We start from the raw sequence: 16,098 nt of genomic DNA on the forward strand, positions 1-16,098 counted from the left end.
CCGCCCGACCCGTGGTGGCGTCCCCGGCCGGGGACGCCACCACCACCTCATCAAGGAGCTCGGCCTTGAAGCCGATCCTGCTGATCTCATACCTCCACCTCTCCGGCGGTCCGCCGCCCACCGCCGACCGGGTCGAAGACGTCCGCGACCGGCTCCGCGATCCCGCACGGGCCCAAGGGATCCTCGACCTCACCGGCCTGCACCCCCGCGTCCAGGACATTGTCGAGACCACCCCCGGCGCCCGCGAACTCCTCGACAACCTCGCCGACTACGCGGCCCTGTCCGCCGATCCCCGGCGCATCGCGATCGGTTGTGCAGGAGGTAAGCACCGTGCCGTGGCCCTGGTCGAACTCCTCGGTCGGCGCCTACGCGCGGACGGCCGCGAGCTCGCCATCGAACACCGCCACGTCCGTTTCCCCCGCGTCCTCAAGGAGTCCTCGTGACGAACACTCCGTCCCAGCCGCCGGCCCCAGGCAGTGCCCTGGAACTGCGCTTGCGCCGCAAGTACGTGACCGAGTTGCGGTCGCGCACTTGCGAGCACTTCGACGGGCACACGGCCGCGACCCTCGTCGAGGACCTGCCCCTAGAGTCCGCCGACCGGCCGGTGATCGTTGCCCTCTGCGGCTCCACCCGCTTCTGGGAGCAGATGCAGGAGGCCAATGTGCGCGAGACGGCGGCCGGGAAGATCGTCGTCGCGCCGGGCTGCAACATGAAGGAGCCGCACGCGCTGTGGGCTGGCGACGACCAGGCCGACGAGCTCAAGCAGCGCCTGGACGACCTCCACCGCCGGAAGATCGATCTCGCCGACGAGGTCCTGGTCGTGGCGCCTGGCGGCTACATCGGTGACTCCACGCGCGGTGAGGTCGACTACGCGACCCGCCTCGGCCTTCCCATCCGCTACGTCACCGACAACCAGCCGCGGGCCGCGGTCGATCCGCTGCTCCAGCAGGCGCTCGCGGTGATCCGGGACTTGTACGACCCCGACCCGTGCAGCACCGACCACCACGGCCACTGCCAGACCCACTTCCAGGCCGACACCGACTGCCCGCACGCACGAGCCGCAGCGCTCCTCAAGCAGTTCGGCGCCGACAGCGAGGAGGATTGAACGTGCCGGGAGACTTCCCGCACTACACGGAAGACCCGCGCATGGACGCGGCCCGTACCCAGCACCGCCTCCTCCTGGAGCCATTCGCCACCACCCGCTCGCTGTTCGGCGTCACGGAGACGCGGTACACGGCCGGCTGCGCCCACGGTGTCTGGCCACGCCGCCGGCCTGGCCCTGCCTGACCGCGACGATGGAACCCGCACACTCCGCCCTCTACATCGACGGACCGCAAGCGCGACAGCAGGCTCGAGGGCTTCACCTTGCTGCTACTCGGCCCGCACACCCAAACCCGGCACGCCCAGCACGACTACGACCAGCTCATCGCCGCCTGGACGGACTCGAGACCACCCTCGTAGCCGACCACCGTGTCTCCGCGCGGTACGCGCCGTTCGACGTGAGCGATCACCAGCTGTTCGGTGACCCGTGCGAGGCCGACGCCGTGGTGCTCCTGGCCGCCGCCCTCAAGGAGGGGAGCGCGTGACTGTCCCGGCCCTGCACGAGATCGAGACCATTGAGGGTGAGGACGGCGCCCGTCGCCACGCGATTTCAGCAGTATGACCCGCAACGTTGCTCCACCGAAGCCCTGTTCCGGCATTTGCCGGAACAGGGCTTTTTCTGTTTCTGGAGGTTCTCGGGTGTCCGACCGGCTGCCGTTTCCAGTGGAAACGGCAGCCACCTCCGGGGGTCTGAAGGGCGCCGAGTGGCTCCCGCCAGGCCTCCGATGTGGGCATCCGTTTCCATTGGAAACGGCAACCGGGCCTGCGGGAGATCGGTCCTTGGCTCGGCAGGGCCGCACCAGGAGTCAGGTATTCCACGAGGAACGGCTAGTCTCTGGCCGTACTTTCTGTCGTCCTGGAGAACCTATGGCTGCCAACCTTCCGAGGCCCAAGCGCACAAGCACCAAGCAGGCCCCTCCGACTCCGTCGAAGGAAGAGGCGTTCTACCGGGGCGGCAAGGACCGCAGCGGGGATACCGTCGAACTCGACCCTGCGAGCCTGTGCCCCAACCCTTTCAACCGCCGCTCCATGTCCGGCGTTGAAGAGCTCGCGGCCACGATCGAAACGGTCGGCCTCCTCCAGAACATCGCCTACATCCCTGCGGACATCTGGATCGAGCACTACCCGGAGACGGCGGAGAAGATCACCGCCCCGAATGTCATTCTCTTCGGTGAGCATCGCTGGCGCGCGATCCAGTCTCTGCGTTGGGAGACGATCCCCAGCGTCCTGATGGACGACAAGGTCGCAGACGCCCGGCTCATCACCCTCATCGAGAACCTCCGCCGCGCACAGCTCAGCCCGCTGGAGGAAGCCGAGCACTACGAAGCTCTGCGCGGCAGCGGACTGTCGTACGAGCAGGTCGCGCAGAAGGTTGGCGAGACCGCCAAGGGAGCCATCTCCAAGGGCACCGTGTGGAAGCGTGTACAGCTGCTCACACTGGAGCCGGAAGTTCAGGGAGCGCTGAGGGACGGCACCCTGGCCGTCAGTACGGCGGAGAAGTTCCAGAAGATGAGCGCCGCGGAGCAGCGGGAGGCGGTGACTCTGGTTCAGGGCGGCATGCGTCCGCTGGAGGCGCAAGCGCAGATTCTCGCGCGTCAGCGACAGGCCGAAAACGCACCTGACTCCGACACCCCCACAGAGGACGCCGCCGTTTCCAGTGGAAACGGCGGCGATGCCCCACCGGCGGTCGTTTCCAGCGGAAACGCTGCCCCCAAGGCGCGGACGACGAAGAAGAAGGAAGCCCTCAAGCCGTCGGCCGACCAGTACGAACGCGACCGCAGGACCGCAGCCGCAGCACGGGATGCCGCCTGCCAGCGCCTCGTTGAGGCTGTCGACGTCAGCGGCTCCCGCGACAGTGATCTCCTCCTCAAAACCATGACCGGAGCGCTGCTTGCCCCGCAGCAGCAGTCCGCCGCGCAACAGCGCGCCTTGGTCTGGCTCCGCCGATCCGAACGCCACAGCATCGACAACCAGAACGCGAGCTCGTATTTCAACGCCGTCCAGGAATCCGACGACGCCGGCCTGCAACGCCTCGCCGCCTTCGCTAGCGCCCTCGCCGCCGCTGAACTCCGCACTGCCGCACGCCGGCACTCATGGGGCAGCCGAGAGATCGGATACCTGCGCCTCCTTCAGGAGCACGCGCAATATGCCCCGGAGACCGCGTGGGAGAAGAAAGAACTCGGCCTGGCCACCACAGGAGCTTCAGCATGACGCGCACCGTAGATCCCCGCTTCCGTCCCAAGAGGAGGCGTCACCCGAAAATCTACGCCTTCATCCTCGAGTGCGGCGGTTCCACCAAGACCACCAGCGCCACCTCCATGGCGACCGAGGCGGCGCTGCGCGGCTACCAGGGCACCATCTTCGACTTCGACGCCAACCGGTCCACCACCACGATCCTCGGCTACGACGAAGAGGCCATGAAGGGACGGAAGACCGTCCTTGATCTCATCCACGGAACCGCAACCCTGGACGAGGTCGCGCTCCCCGCCCGCTACCGCATCGGGGACGGCTACGACGACGACGCCTTCGCCTACATTCCCGGCCTGCGCATCGTGCCCAGCTGCAAAGAGATGTCCACTGCGGACACGGCCATCGCCGAGGATGCGGACCGCCAGGACTGGTTCGCTGAGATCCTGCTCGCCTACGACGGCGACGAGGACGACGTCTTCTGGCTCGACTTCCCGGCCAGCTACGGGAAGATGGTCTACTCCGTCATCCGGATGCTCGACGAAGATGACGCCGTCATCCCGTCGGTCCGTGCCGACCCGAAGGACGTCAAGCTGCTGGTCCCGTTGTTCGAGGAACTGGACCGTGTCAGGGAGAAGAACCGTCTCCGTAGGTCGGTGCCCGGCCGCCCGACGGTCAACCACCTGATTCTCACCGGAACTCCGACCGCCAGCTACACCGAAGCGTCGGCCCGCAAGGCGACAGCACTCGCCGAATCCCTGTACGGCGACATCCTGACGCCCTACATCCGGTACTCCGCCGATGCCAAGAAGCTGTACGACGACTGCTGCCCCCTGCCCATCCTCCTGCCCAACTCGGTGCCGGCCGTCGACTACCGGAAGCTGATGACCAGCATCGGATTCGCCGACCGCACCTGACCGCCGTTTCCAATGGAAACGCCGAGCGGCCCGATCGCCCTGGGCGGCCGGGCCGTTCCGCTGTCCCTTGTGGGTGCCCATACGGCGACAGACACCCCTGCGGTTTGCTCCCACGTCCCGGACGCCCGAGATCAGCTGATTCGATCTCATTTCGCTGACAATCGAGCCCCTGCGCCCCATGACCCTCCCTCAGCTCCGCCTGCTCCGTGAGAGTGTGAGGGACATTCAGGGAAGCGATCACAGGAGAACAGCAGCCGTGTCTGCGGAGAAAGTCGGACCGATATCGCTCACCCGGGCGCACCGCGTTCTGATCGGGGTGGTGGTCGCGGGTGCCGTGGTGATCGCCGGGATCGGGTTCGCGGGTTCGTACGCCGCGGTCCGCGAGCTCGCGCTGCAGAAGGGCTTCGGGAACTTCTCCTACGTCTTCCCCGTAGGCGTCGACGCGGGCATCTGTGTGCTGCTCGCCCTCGACCTGCTGCTGACCTGGATGCGCATCCCGTTCCCGCTGCTGCGCCAGACGGCCTGGCTGCTCACGGCCGCGACGATCGCCTTCAACGGCGCCGCCGCCTGGCCGGACCCGCTGGGCGTGGGCATGCACGCGGTGATCCCGGTCCTGTTCGTGGTCTCCGTCGAGGCGGCACGGCACGCGGTGGGCCGGATCGCGGACATCGCCGCCGACAAGCACATGGAGGGCGTCCGCCTCACCCGCTGGCTGCTCTCGCCCATCCCCACGTTCCGGCTGTGGCGCCGCATGAAGCTGTGGGAGCTGCGCAGCTACGAGCAGGTCATCAAGCTCGAACAGGACCGGCTGGTCTACCGCGCCCGCCTCCAGGCCGTCTACGGCCGCGCCTGGCGCCGCAAGGCCCCCATCGAATCGCTGATGCCGCTGCGCCTGGCCAAGTTCGGCGTCCCGCTCGCCGAGACCGCCCCCGCGGGCCTGGCCGCCGCCGGCATGGAACCGGTACTGCTGCCGCCCGCGCCGCCGGCCCCGCGCCCCGAGCCGCAGCCGGAACTCCCGCCGTCGCACGCGCACACCCCGCCCGAGAAGCCCCCGCTCCAGGCGCGGACCGAGGCTCAGGCCGCCAGGCCCGAGCACGAGCAGCCGTACGCCGAGCCGGAGCAGCCGACCACGCACGCGAGCCCGTGGTTCGCCGCCCAGCACGTCTCGCCCGAGGAGTACGCGGGCACCTACGACCCGGCCTTCGGCGAGGCCGAGCCCCCGCAGGAACTGGCGTCGGAGCAGGAGCCGGAGCTGGTGATGGCCGCCGCCTTGGGCCACGGGCAGGATGTGGAAGCCGAGGACGTTGGAACGAAGGCCGGGGGAGCGGATTCCAACACGGAGCTGCACTGGGACACTGCAACCGCGCTGGAACACCAGCGTTCCAACGGGGGCGAGCTCGAGGGTGTGGCGGCCGACCGGACCGGCGGGAACGGTCGGGTCAGCGTCCAGGTGAGGATTCCCCTGGAACATGAGGAGCCGTCCGAGTCCGGGCTGATGGACGTTGACAGCGAGACGTCGGCGCCTGCGGACGCCGTGCAGCAGACGGCCGGTGACGATGAGGACGCGAAGGCGGCAGCGCCGGCAGACCTCAAGGGCATCGGGCTGGTCGAGTTTTTCTACCGGGCGCTGCCCCAGGAGGAGCAGGCGATGTCGGCGAACTCGCTTGCGCCGGTGCTCGCGGAGCGGACCGGCTACAAGGTCGGCACGGTGCGCAAGTACCTCGGAGCGATCAAGAAGGCGTAGCGGGGCCGTCGGCGCCGGCCTGGAATTCCAACGCCGCGCCAGCCGCCCGCGTCGACTCCTCAGCGGGTGGCCAGGGGTGGAATTTTGGTGCGCCGCCAGGCTGCTGCTCTTGAGTGTCTGCGGTTTGGCGCCACGCCCGGCCCGAGTCTGGGAGTGCCGCGCGGTGTCCTGCTCCAGTGGTGATGACTGGTCGTCCTCATGCGCAGTGTGGGGAGTTCCAAGCCTGTGACCATGAGTTTTCCAACTGGGTGAGCACGTGGGGAGCGGTTTTGACCGCCGGCCAGGCGGCCCGCCGGGCCGCCCATCGACACCCAGCTATGTGCCTGTACGCCCGGCCGGAGACGGATGGGGCGGTGGGCGTGCAGGTTCTGATGAGGGCCGGTTGGAATTTTGACGGACGTGCTGAAGCTGCGGCACGGGGCGTAGTTGGAACTTGGAGCGCTGACCGGTCGATGTGAGTGCGCCTGCCTGGAGTTGGAACGGGCAGCGCGCTATGGCGCCGTCGTATTGGGGTGCGTCCGCACGAGCGGTCCGGTCACCCGGTGCGACACGGGCTGGGTGCTGGACGGGGAGCGCCAGCGTCCCGTGGGCCAGCTGCCGGGTGCCCTATGAGCCCATGGTGCGGGTGAGCTTGGAGCGCTGCCCAGGGCTGCGAGGCCCTTGTTCGCAGTCCCCTGCGTCCTTGCCCGGGGGCGAATGTCCTTGCCCGCCGGCGTAACAGGATCCTTGCCCGGCGGTGGAGGTCCTTGCCCGCGATGGAGCGGATGGGCGGCCGGGTCCTTGCCCGGCCTGGTTGTCCTTGCCCAACGGGTCCTTGCCCAGGCTTTTTTCCGCGAATAGTTCGTTGACCTGGGCTGTTGGGGGCGCGGGCAAGCTTTTGGGCAAGGGGTAGTGAGGAGAGTTCACGGCACGACATCCGAAAGGAGCTGTGCCGTGGATCAGCCGTGCCCCGCCCGCAACGTGTGCGGGACCTTCGATCGCCTGGACGCCGAGTGGGCGGCGCTGTGCGCGGACGTCTCCGTCCAGGCCGCGGTCGCCGACTGGCTGACGACCGATCACCTGGCCGACGACGTGGCCGATGCGGCCGGTGCGTGGGTGCGCACCTTGGGGCCCGCGCAACTGCTGGCCGCCCTGCGGCCGCGCGACGGGGAGCTGTCCGATGCGCTGACCGATGCGGTGCTGCGCGCTCTGCTCAGGCGCGCGGCCGACCAGGGACGGCCGGCAGTTCTTGCGGCGCGCATCATCGTGCAGGCCATGGTCCCGGCCGCGGTGCGCATGGCCCGCAGGCTGGTACGGCAGGGCCGGGTCTTCGACGACACCAGCCAGGCGGTGGTCGTCGCGCTGTACGAGGTGGCCCGCGCCGGCCGCATCCACACCCGGCCCGGACGGCCCGCAGCCAACCTCACCCTGGACACACTGCGCCGCGTACTGCCCGACCTGGGCCGCGAGCGCGAACGGCTCGGTGACGACCTGGCGGAAATCGAGGAGTGCGCCGACCCCGATGCCGACCCGGGCGCCCGGGCTCATGCGCAGTGGGTGCAGTCCTCTGCGGCCGCCGCCCAGCTGACCCCTGCCCCGGATGCGGGGCTGGAGGAATGGAGCCAGGCGCGCCTGGAGCTGCTGGAGCTGGTCCTGGAGGCGATGGAGTCCGGGACGCTCTCGCCGTCCGAAGCCCGCGCCATCGCCTGGCACCACACCGCGACGCCCGTACCCGATGTCCACGCGGCCCGCCTGGCCGGCACGACACCCGGTGCCTGGCAGCGCCACCGCTCCCGCGCCGTGCACCGCCTCAAGTCCGCCGTGCGCACCGCGGCCTGACCCACTTCCTTCCCTGAATTCGCTGTCTGCTGAGAGGAATCCGATGCCCTCCCTCACCAAGTCCCGTGCTGTCGACGCGGACGAGGAACGCGTCACCCGTGCCCAGCACTTGCTCATCGGCCTCGGGGCTGCCCTGGTGCACCGCCCCTTCGACCCGGCCGTTCACGAACGGCTGCTCGCCTTCTTGTCGGACGAGGCGGCCTCGGTGCTGGCGTCCCTGCACGTGCTGGAGCAGCGGCCCGAGCACGAGCTCCGCCGTCGCATCGCGGAACTGGCCGGCCATCACCTCGTACCGTCCGTGCCGGGTGTCCCGGGCGGGGGCACGGCATGAACGCGCTGCGCCGCCGACCCGAGCAGGCCGATCAGGACGGGTCCATTGACGGGAGCCCCGAGTACGACAGTCCTGGCGAGCTGGCGGGATGGTCGACCGGAGCACGCGCCAACACCAGCGCCCTGATCCGGTTCGGACTGTGGGGGCTGCTCCTGCTGGGCCCGCTGCTCGGTCTTGCCGCCCTCGTCTCCGTGCCCGCCGCCAACCGCCCCGCCCCACACCAGACGGCGCCGGCCGCTCCGGCCGGGGGCGGCCAAGGGGCCTCGGGTTTTGCCCAGCTGTTCGTGGCCGCCTTCCTCAGCTCGGGGGAGGGCGACCAGTCCAAACTCGCCGCCTACTACCCGCCCGCAGCCGGCCTGCGCCTGGAGGGCGTCTCCCAGCGGCGCACCGGACAGCAGCTGACCGTGGTCCGGCTGCGCCAGACCGACCAGAACGTGTGGTCGGTGACCGTGGCCGCCCGCATCACCGACACCCACCCCACGCCGTCGCCGAGCAGCCCCGCCGGGGAGGACCGCCGCGATCCCCAGGCCGATGCCGTCGCAGCCGCGGCCGGTGCCGTCCACTACTTCCAGGTACCGGTCGCCACCGCCGCGGCGCCGGGCGGGGCGAGCGGGTATGTGGCGCTGTCGATGCCGGCCGAGGTCAGTGCCCCGGCCCGCATCGAGGCTCCGCAGCTCGACTATGGGCCGCTGCGGCCGGCCCTGCCCTCCGACCCGCGGACCCAGGCCGTCACGGCATTCCTGAACGCCTACCTCACCGGGACAGGCGGACTGGACCGCTACCTGTCGCCCGGCACCCAGCTCACCGCGATCAGCCCGGTCCCGTACACGGACCTCGCCGTCGATCAGCTCGCGATCGAGGGGGAGAGCGGCGGAGAGCCGGTCGCCGCCGTTCCCGCGGACGGGACTCGGCTGCGCCTGCTGGTCCAGCTGCGCGCCCGCGGCCAGGACGGCATCCGGATCCCGCTCGCCTACGCGCTCACCTTGTCGGCGCGGGCCGGCCGCTGGGAGATCACCGCCCTCGAGGGCGCCCCCGCCCCGGCCCGGATCCAGCCCGTCACTCCGGCCCCTGGCCCCTCCACTGCTCCGGGCACGCCGGTGCCCGGCTCCACCCCGTCCTGACTCCCTGCCTCGAACCTCATGGAGTACGTCATGCACGACACCGTCACGCTTGCCAACGACTGGATCTCGGTAGGGACCGGTTTCGGTACCGACCTCAAGGGCCTGATCTTCAACGTTGCGATCCCCGTGCTGTGCGGGTTGTTCGTCGTGGTCGTCGGCTTCAAGACCAAAGCGCCCGGCCCCACGATCATGGCGGTCATCTTCGCCGGAATCGTGTGGGGCCTGGCCGCCAGCATGGGCACGACACTCAAGTCCACGACGACCGACACCATCACGCACTACGACGGCTCCACCGTGCGGACCGGTGACCAGTGACCGCCTCCACCGTGGCGGCCGACGAACCCGAACTGGTCGGCCGCTGCTACACCAAGGCCCGGCGCGCCCCGCTGGTCTACGGGGTTATCCGGGATGTGCGCGGCGGCCAGGGGATCCGGCTGCCCGGCGGCCCCTACACGCTCACCCAACTCGCCACGATCATCACCACGGTGGCGCTGCTCCTCGTGACGCGGCCGCTGTGGGGCGGCCACGGCTGGGTGGACGCAGCGCTGCTGATCGGCCTGCCGTTCGCGGCGTCGTTCGCGGTTCGCCAGATGCACATCGACGGCCGCAACCCTGTCGCGGCGATGGCCAGTGTCATCACGATGTTCGCCGCCCCGCGGGCGGGCCGACTGCACGGAAGAGCCTGCCGGCCGAGCCGGGCCACGCGTAGCGCCGCTGTCATCACCCTCGGCGAACCCGGCCCAAGCCCCGAGGCCGTGGGCGCATCGCCCGCTCCGGTACCCCGGCTTCCCGCCGGCCCCGGCGGGCCGAAGTCCTCACCGGCCAGCCCTCCCACCACGGGACCCCGCCGCCCTGCCGCGCCCACCTCGGCCCTCGCACCAGGGACCGGCGCCCCGGCCCCCGTCGTCTCCGGCGTGCAGGCCCTCCTGGCCCGCCGCACCTCCAGCAAAGGCTGATCATCATGCGTCTGCCGATCCGGCACATCGCCAACAACATCATCTACACCACGCACGGCACCTGCTGGGCGGTGTGGCGGGTCGCAGCCGCGAACTACAGCCACGCCCCTGCCACGGCGAAGAAGCGCCGTCTCAAGGCGCTTGAGTCGCTGTTCAAGCAGCTGACAGGGGAGCCGATGCTGCTGTCCCTGTGCCCGCAGGTCGACCCGGTCGCGGTCGTCCGCGCCATGGTCGCCGACGTGGACCTGGCCCGCTCCCCGCGCTACGAGCAGCTGGGGGGTGCGGTCCTGGACCAGCTGGAGAGCATGGAACTGACCGGCCGTACCGACTGGCTCGCCGTGCCGCTGCCGGCGCTGTCCCGCAAGGACTCCGTCCTGGCCGTGTTCGGTGCGGCCAAGGCAGAGTTCGACCTCCAGCTGGGTCTGCTGCCCGCTGCGATCACTGCCGAGGACATTGCCAGCCGTACCGAACAGGCCGAGCGCCTCCACGCCCAGTGGCCCTCGGGCGTGTCCATGCGGCCGGCGTCGGAAGCCGAAATCCTGTGGATCTACGGGCACTCCGCACGGCGCGGGCTGGCCGAACCCTTCCTGCCCGACGGCACCGAACTCCCGGTGCGCGGCCGTGGCCGCACCACTGCCGCCCTGAACGAACTCGTACTCGCGGAAGGCGGCGCCGACTTCAGCGGCCGCCGCGCAGCCCCGGGCAATCCGTTCGGCCGGCGCTTCCTTCAGGTCTCCAGCGAGTGGGGCAACTCCTACCAGGCGCTGCTGGCACTGTCGGAGATGCCGGAGGCATTCGCCCTGCCCGGGGCCGCCTATCTGCAACAGCTGGACGATCTGGCCTACCCGGTCGACTGGACCGCCCGCCTGGTCATCACCCCCGGCTCGAAAGCAGAGGCCAAGACTCGGAAGCGGGCCACCCACTTGAAGGCCCAGGCCGCCGAGTACGAGGGAGACCCGGCCGGCCCGCCGGCCTCGATCGCCCACCACGAGCGGGACAACGACGAGTTCCGCGACCGGATCACCGCGAACCGGCGCGAGGTCGAGATCCGCGCCATGGTCACCCTCGCCGTCTGGGGCGCCACTCCCGACGACGCCCAGGCCCGCGCCGCCTCCCTGGCCGCCGACTTCGGCGCCACCGAATACACCTTCTCCCGCCCCGTGGGGGAGCAGGCCCACCTGTGGCAGGCCATGCTGCCCGGCTGCCGCACCCCCCGCGTCATGCTCGGCTACGCCCAGTACCTCCTCGCCCGGGACTTCGCGATGGCCATGCCCTGGTGCGGAAGCGCTCTCGGCGACGAGCGGGGCGGCCTGTTCGGCGTACAGCTCGCATCGGGCGGTGCCCGCCCGGTGCTGATCGACCCGGCCCGCGGCCCGCGCGAGAACGCCTCCGCCTCCATGGCGTTCCTCGGTGAACTCGGCGCCGGCAAGTCCTACGCCATGAAGTCCGCCTGCTACAACGTCCTGGCGCGCGGCCACCGGCCCGGCGACCCGCACTCCCGCGGCCGCGCCGTCATCGTCGACCGCACCAGCGACGAGGAATGGGTGCGTTTCGCGAAGGCCTGCCCCGGCACCACCCAGGTCATCCGCATCGACCAGAGGGCCGAAGTCTCCCTCGACCCGCTCCGTCTGTTCGTGACCGACAGCCCCCAGGCCGCGGCCCGCTTCACCGAGTCCTTCCTGACTCTGCTCCTTGGTGTACGCCCCATGGACCTGGAAGGAGTCGCCCTCTCCGAGGCGGTCCAGACGGTCCTCGAGCGCCCGGCCCCCTCCATGCGTGCCCTGGTCGACGAACTCACCGCCCGCAGCAGCGACGACCCGGCCGCCCGCACCCTGGCCCGCAAGCTCAAGGCGGTCGCCCGTAAGGACCTCGCCCGCGTCGTGTTCGACGAGGGCCTCCCGGTGGTCGACACCCAGCGGGCCGACTCCGTCGTCTTCGCCGTCAACAGCCTCCAGCTGCCCAAGAAGTCCGAACTCGCCTCCGAGCACCGCATCGAGCGCCTGGAGTTCGAGAAGGTCGCCGGCCGGGCCCTGATGTACCTGATCGCGGCCGTAGCCCGCGGGACGGTCATGAAGAACACCTACGAGTTCGGTGTCGCCGTCTTCGACGAATGCTGGTGGCTCACCTCCTCCGACGAAGGCCTGGAGCTGCTGCTGGAGCTGATCCGTGACGGCCGCAAGCACCACGCCGCCGCCTACCTCGGCTCCCACGACGCGGACGACATCGGGCCGGCCGACTCCGAGAAGGGCGCCATCATCCGCGGCCTGATCCCACACCGCTTCCTGTTCCGCCAGACCACCCGCACCCTGGCCCAGCGCGGCCTGGAGTTCCTCGGCGTGGACGCCGCCGACCCCGACCTGCTGGACCTGGTGACCGCCCAGCTGTCCCCGATCGGCCTGCCGGATGAGGAGAAGGCCGCCCGGGCGGGGGAGTGCCTCTACCGCGACCTCGCCGGACGCATCGGCCTGATGCGCGTGCTGCCTCCCGCGGACGAAGAAGTCCTGAAGGTCATTCACACCACTCCCGGCGACTACCAGGCCACCGCATGAACGCCCGCACGGGAAACGCCTCCACCCTGCTCTGGGGCCGGCTGCGGCTGCTGGGCACCACCCGCCTGCGCCTGGCCCTGCTTTTCGCGGCGATAGCGGCCACCACCCTCACCATGCTGACCACCCTGCCCGCGCACGCCGCCCCCAGCCCCACGCCCTCCCCGTCAACCTCGGCGAGCGTGCCGGCAGACGGCGCCCAGCGCCCGCCGACCCCGGAAGAGATGAAGCGGATCGAGGACGTGCTGCGCGAGCAAGGTGAGCGGATTTCCGCCGCCGCCCAGCAGGAAATGATCCAGCAGCGCACCGACGAACTGCGCAAGCTCCTGCCCCACGAGGGTGGCATCCTCGGCGTGTTCAACGTGACGGATTCCAACGGCATGCCGATCTCCGCCTACACCATCAAGGGCGACACCGGCGGCCTGCTCGACTGGGACCTGGGCATCGAGAACCTGCTCACCGAAATCCCTTTCATGATCACGAAGTGGGTCATCGCGTTCTGCTGCTTCCTGATCGGCTGGGCCCTCTCCTTCGGCCTCGCGAAGATCCTGCTGCCGCCGGTCGCGTCCGTCGCCAACTCGCTGCACACCGGGGTCATCCTGGAGATGGGCCTGCCGTCCCTCTTCCTCGCCGTCTGCGCCCTGATCTGCGTCGCGCGGATCTTCTTCGGCGACCGGGCCAAGGGATGGGGAGACGCGGCGATGTCCGTGGTCCTGGCGGCCCTCACCACCACCCTGCTCGCCTCGGCTCCCCAGACCCTGATGGGCGAGGATTCCGGTGCGATCGCCGTCGTGCGGGGCATGGCCGTCCAGGTCGCCGACGTCATCCTCGAGGCCAACCCCGGGACTCCGCACCGCAAGCACGACCTCGATGTCGACAGCACCACCCTGACCCGCCCGCTGACCGACGCGCTCGTCGACGCCTTCGTGGTCAAGCCCGCGATGCTGCTGCAGTACGGCCAGGTGTTCCAGGCGGACTGCGCCGATGAGTACTCCAAGACCAAGCTGTCCCAGCTCGCCTACGACCGGCAGATGACCTCCTATGCCAACCGCATCAAGGCGGCCACCTTCGGTCTCACCTCCTACCTCCCCGCCGGCAGTGGCCCCCTGAACACCTGGTACGGCGCCGAAATCGACATCGCCAAACGCTGGGCGGTGGACCACTTCGGTGACCCGCCCATGGAGAAGTTCGAGAAGAAGTGCGTCAAGGGCGACGTCGCCTCGGCCAAGCGGGCCAGTATCGACAAGGTCGGCGGCGCCGTCTTCCTCCTGGTCGCCGCCCTCATCGTCACGGTCCTCATCTCCGGGCTCACCGGTTCTTTCCTGCTGGCCCAGTGCCGCATCGCCTGGGACGCGGTCCGCGGCGAGATGGCCCTGGTCGCCGGCACCGTGCCCGGCGCCGGCCGGGCCTTCCTGTGGGACTGGTGCGCCTCCGTACTGCGCTCCCTGCAGATGATGCTCACCAGCGTCATCGGACTGTCGGTGTTCATCGTCTTCCTCCAGGCCGTCCTCACACCCGCAGGGGACGCCTGGGGACATGAGCTCACCCTGCGCTTCCTGGGGGTGGACCTGCTGTGCATCGCCGCAGTCAAAAAGCGCAAGGCACTCGTGGCCCGCTCCCAGCAGGTCGCCAACAACTTCCGCGCCAAGATGTCCAGCCGTCGGATCGGCGGCACGAACGGCAGTATCCTCACCCCGGCCGCCACACCGGTCACTCCCCGGCCGCGTATCGCCGCGGCCACCGCCCGCGGCCTGGTCCGCACCACCATGGCCGGCGTCGCCCTCGCCCACGGCAACCCACTCGCCGCGATCGGCTACGCCATGCCCCAGTCCGTGGGCGCCACCGCGCTGATGTCCCGCATCAACGCCGGCTCCCGCCGCAGCTCCCAGCGCTCCCGCCGCCCGGCACGCCCCGCCGGCCGCCCCGCGCCCCGTGCCACCCGTACCGGCCCTCCCGGAACCGGGCCCCGGGCGACCCGGCCGCTGCCGCTCCGTCCCACCGCTCCGCCGCGTCCCATGAATCCGCCTCGCCCCACCGTGCCGCCCACGCCCACCCGGCGTCCTGCGCACCGCAGGGCCGCCGATCCCGTCCGCGGGTCCAGGCCCCGTGCCGCCACCCTCCAGCCCGCCAACAGGGCACCCAACCCCGCTGTCCCGGGGGCGTTCTCCGCCTGGCTCGATGAACGCGAAGCCGCCGAACTGGCACGGCGCCGCACACCACCCCGGGACCTCGCATGACCAGGAAGACCACCCGGCGCGTCACCGCCGGTGCCGCCCTGATCATCCTGCCGGTGATCCTCATGGCTGCGATCGCCGCGCACGTCGCCGGGCTCGCCCAGGACCAGGCGCAGGCCGCAGCCCGCAACCAGACCCGCTGCGCAGGCGGCGCAGCGGGTTCGGACGCCGACACTGCCCAGATCACTCAGCAGGTGCGGGCCGCTCTGGCCTCCTCGGGCCCTGTCACGGTGCCCGGCCTGACCCGTCCTGCCGAGCAACTCCCCAACGCCAAAACGATCGTGGCGACCGGCATCCAGATGAGCATCCCCGCCCGCGGCCAGGTCATCGCCCTGGCCACCGCGCTGGCCGAGTCGGACCTGCACAACCTCGACCACGGAGACCGCGACAGCCTCGGTCTCTTCCAGCAACGCCCCTCCCAGGGCTGGGGAACCCGAGACCAGATACTCGATCCCGTCTACGCGAGCACCAAGTTCTACAAGGCCCTCCAGTCCGTGCAGGGATGGGAGCAGATGCCGGTCACCGTCGCCGCCCAGGAAGTGCAGAAGTCCGCCTACCCCGACGCGTACGCAGAGTTCGAGAAGCTCGCCACCGCCCTGCAGCAGGCCATCGCGCCGGCCCTCGGCTCCGCGGCCGCGCCTGCCGCACTGGACGGCACCCTGGGGAGCGCGGGATGTGCCGCCCAGACCGGCACCGACTACGGAACCATCCCGCCCGGCACCCTGCCTTCCGGCTACCAGATCCCTCCCACCGCGCCACCAGCGGTACAGCAGGCGATCCGCTGGGCGCTGGGGCAACTGGGCACGCCCTACCAATGGGGCGGCAGCTGCACCAGCCCCCACGGCAGCGACCCCGAAGGCCGCTGCGACTGCTCCTCGTTGATGCAGCGCGCCTATGGCGTCGCCGGCGTCCAGCTCACCCGCACCACCTACACGCAGATCAACGAGGGCCGTGCTATTGCCCTGGATGCCGTACAGCCCGGCGACCTCCTGTTCAGCGAGGGCAGTGCCGCCCAGCCCGAACACGTCGCCATGGCGCTCGGAGATGGCCTGCTCGTGCAGGCTCCCCGCCCAGGCCGGGTTGTTGAAGTAGCCAAAATGGAAGGACGACGCATCCTGGCCGTGCGGCGGGTCGCCTCCTGAC

Annotated in this window: 14 protein-coding genes; all 14 read left to right on the forward strand. The window is 70.3% G+C overall.

Annotated features, from left to right (window positions below; translation table 11 throughout):
* Positions 1-65 precede the first annotated feature (65 nt).
* Positions 66-443: a RapZ C-terminal domain-containing protein gene (locus ABR738_RS01360; protein WP_350228081.1), complete on the forward strand. Its 378-nt coding sequence runs from the start codon at positions 66-68 to the stop codon at positions 441-443.
* Positions 440-1,105 (forward strand): hypothetical protein, encoded by a 666-nt coding sequence (locus ABR738_RS01365; protein ID WP_350228082.1) that lies wholly within the window; start codon positions 440-442, stop codon positions 1,103-1,105. Before ABR738_RS01360 ends, ABR738_RS01365 begins: the two co-directional genes overlap by 4 nt.
* Before the next feature lie 2 nt (positions 1,106-1,107).
* Complete coding sequence (locus ABR738_RS01370; protein WP_350228083.1) at positions 1,108-1,287, forward strand: hypothetical protein; 180 nt, start codon at positions 1,108-1,110, stop codon at positions 1,285-1,287.
* A 681-nt stretch (positions 1,288-1,968) separates the two neighbouring features.
* Positions 1,969-3,312: a ParB/RepB/Spo0J family partition protein gene (locus tag ABR738_RS01375; RefSeq protein ID WP_350228084.1), complete on the forward strand. Its 1,344-nt coding sequence runs from the start codon at positions 1,969-1,971 to the stop codon at positions 3,310-3,312.
* Positions 3,309-4,205, forward strand: a complete 897-nt coding sequence (locus tag ABR738_RS01380; RefSeq protein WP_350228085.1) for a ParA family protein — start codon at positions 3,309-3,311, stop codon at positions 4,203-4,205. Before ABR738_RS01375 ends, ABR738_RS01380 begins: the two co-directional genes overlap by 4 nt.
* A 280-nt stretch (positions 4,206-4,485) precedes the next feature.
* A complete protein-coding gene (locus tag ABR738_RS01385) occupies positions 4,486-5,949 on the forward strand; it encodes a DUF2637 domain-containing protein (protein ID WP_350228147.1) in 1,464 nt (487 codons plus the stop codon).
* Positions 5,950-6,882: 933 nt separating this feature from the next.
* On the forward strand, positions 6,883-7,767 hold the full coding sequence (locus ABR738_RS01390) for a hypothetical protein (RefSeq protein WP_350228086.1): 885 nt from the start codon (positions 6,883-6,885) through the stop codon (positions 7,765-7,767).
* Positions 7,768-7,810: 43 nt separating this feature from the next.
* Positions 7,811-8,098 (forward strand): hypothetical protein, encoded by a 288-nt coding sequence (locus ABR738_RS01395; RefSeq protein ID WP_350228087.1) that lies wholly within the window; start codon positions 7,811-7,813, stop codon positions 8,096-8,098.
* Complete coding sequence (locus ABR738_RS01400; protein WP_350228088.1) at positions 8,095-9,219, forward strand: conjugal transfer protein; 1,125 nt, start codon at positions 8,095-8,097, stop codon at positions 9,217-9,219. The genes ABR738_RS01395 and ABR738_RS01400 overlap by 4 nt, the downstream gene beginning before the upstream one ends.
* A 30-nt stretch (positions 9,220-9,249) precedes the next feature.
* The gene (locus tag ABR738_RS01405) at positions 9,250-9,534 is read left to right on the forward strand and encodes a hypothetical protein (protein ID WP_350228089.1); all 285 of its coding nucleotides are present in this window, start codon (positions 9,250-9,252) and stop codon (positions 9,532-9,534) included.
* The gene (locus ABR738_RS01410) at positions 9,531-10,175 is read left to right on the forward strand and encodes a hypothetical protein (RefSeq protein ID WP_350228090.1); all 645 of its coding nucleotides are present in this window, start codon (positions 9,531-9,533) and stop codon (positions 10,173-10,175) included. Before ABR738_RS01405 ends, ABR738_RS01410 begins: the two co-directional genes overlap by 4 nt.
* Positions 10,176-10,180: 5 nt before the next feature.
* A complete protein-coding gene (locus ABR738_RS01415; protein WP_350228091.1) occupies positions 10,181-12,724 on the forward strand; it encodes an ATP-binding protein in 2,544 nt (847 codons plus the stop codon).
* Positions 12,721-14,958, forward strand: coding sequence for a hypothetical protein (locus ABR738_RS01420; RefSeq protein WP_350228092.1), 2,238 nt, complete (start codon positions 12,721-12,723; stop codon positions 14,956-14,958). The genes ABR738_RS01415 and ABR738_RS01420 overlap by 4 nt, the downstream gene beginning before the upstream one ends.
* Positions 14,955-16,097, forward strand: coding sequence for a C40 family peptidase (locus ABR738_RS01425; RefSeq protein ID WP_350228093.1), 1,143 nt, complete (start codon positions 14,955-14,957; stop codon positions 16,095-16,097). Before ABR738_RS01420 ends, ABR738_RS01425 begins: the two co-directional genes overlap by 4 nt.
* The last annotated feature ends 1 nt before the right edge of the window (position 16,098 follow it).

The organism is Streptomyces sp. Edi4 (genome assembly GCF_040253615.1).
GTDB lineage: Bacteria > Actinomycetota > Actinomycetes > Streptomycetales > Streptomycetaceae > Streptomyces.

What these genes read in the sequence shown, in the direction of transcription:
- ABR738_RS01375 (WP_350228084.1), top strand. Translation starts at nt 1,969, where the DNA reads ATGGCTGCCAACCTTCCGAGGCCCAAGCGCACAAGCACCAAGCAGGCC.
- ABR738_RS01380 (WP_350228085.1), top strand. Translation starts at nt 3,309, where the DNA reads ATGACGCGCACCGTAGATCCCCGCTTCCGTCCCAAGAGGAGGCGTCAC.
- ABR738_RS01395 (WP_350228087.1), top strand. Translation starts at nt 7,811, where the DNA reads ATGCCCTCCCTCACCAAGTCCCGTGCTGTCGACGCGGACGAGGAACGC.
- ABR738_RS01400 (WP_350228088.1), top strand. Translation starts at nt 8,095, where the DNA reads ATGAACGCGCTGCGCCGCCGACCCGAGCAGGCCGATCAGGACGGGTCC.
- ABR738_RS01405 (WP_350228089.1), top strand. Translation starts at nt 9,250, where the DNA reads ATGCACGACACCGTCACGCTTGCCAACGACTGGATCTCGGTAGGGACC.
- ABR738_RS01415 (WP_350228091.1), top strand. Translation starts at nt 10,181, where the DNA reads ATGCGTCTGCCGATCCGGCACATCGCCAACAACATCATCTACACCACG.
- ABR738_RS01420 (WP_350228092.1), top strand. Translation starts at nt 12,721, where the DNA reads ATGAACGCCCGCACGGGAAACGCCTCCACCCTGCTCTGGGGCCGGCTG.
- ABR738_RS01425 (WP_350228093.1), top strand. Translation starts at nt 14,955, where the DNA reads ATGACCAGGAAGACCACCCGGCGCGTCACCGCCGGTGCCGCCCTGATC.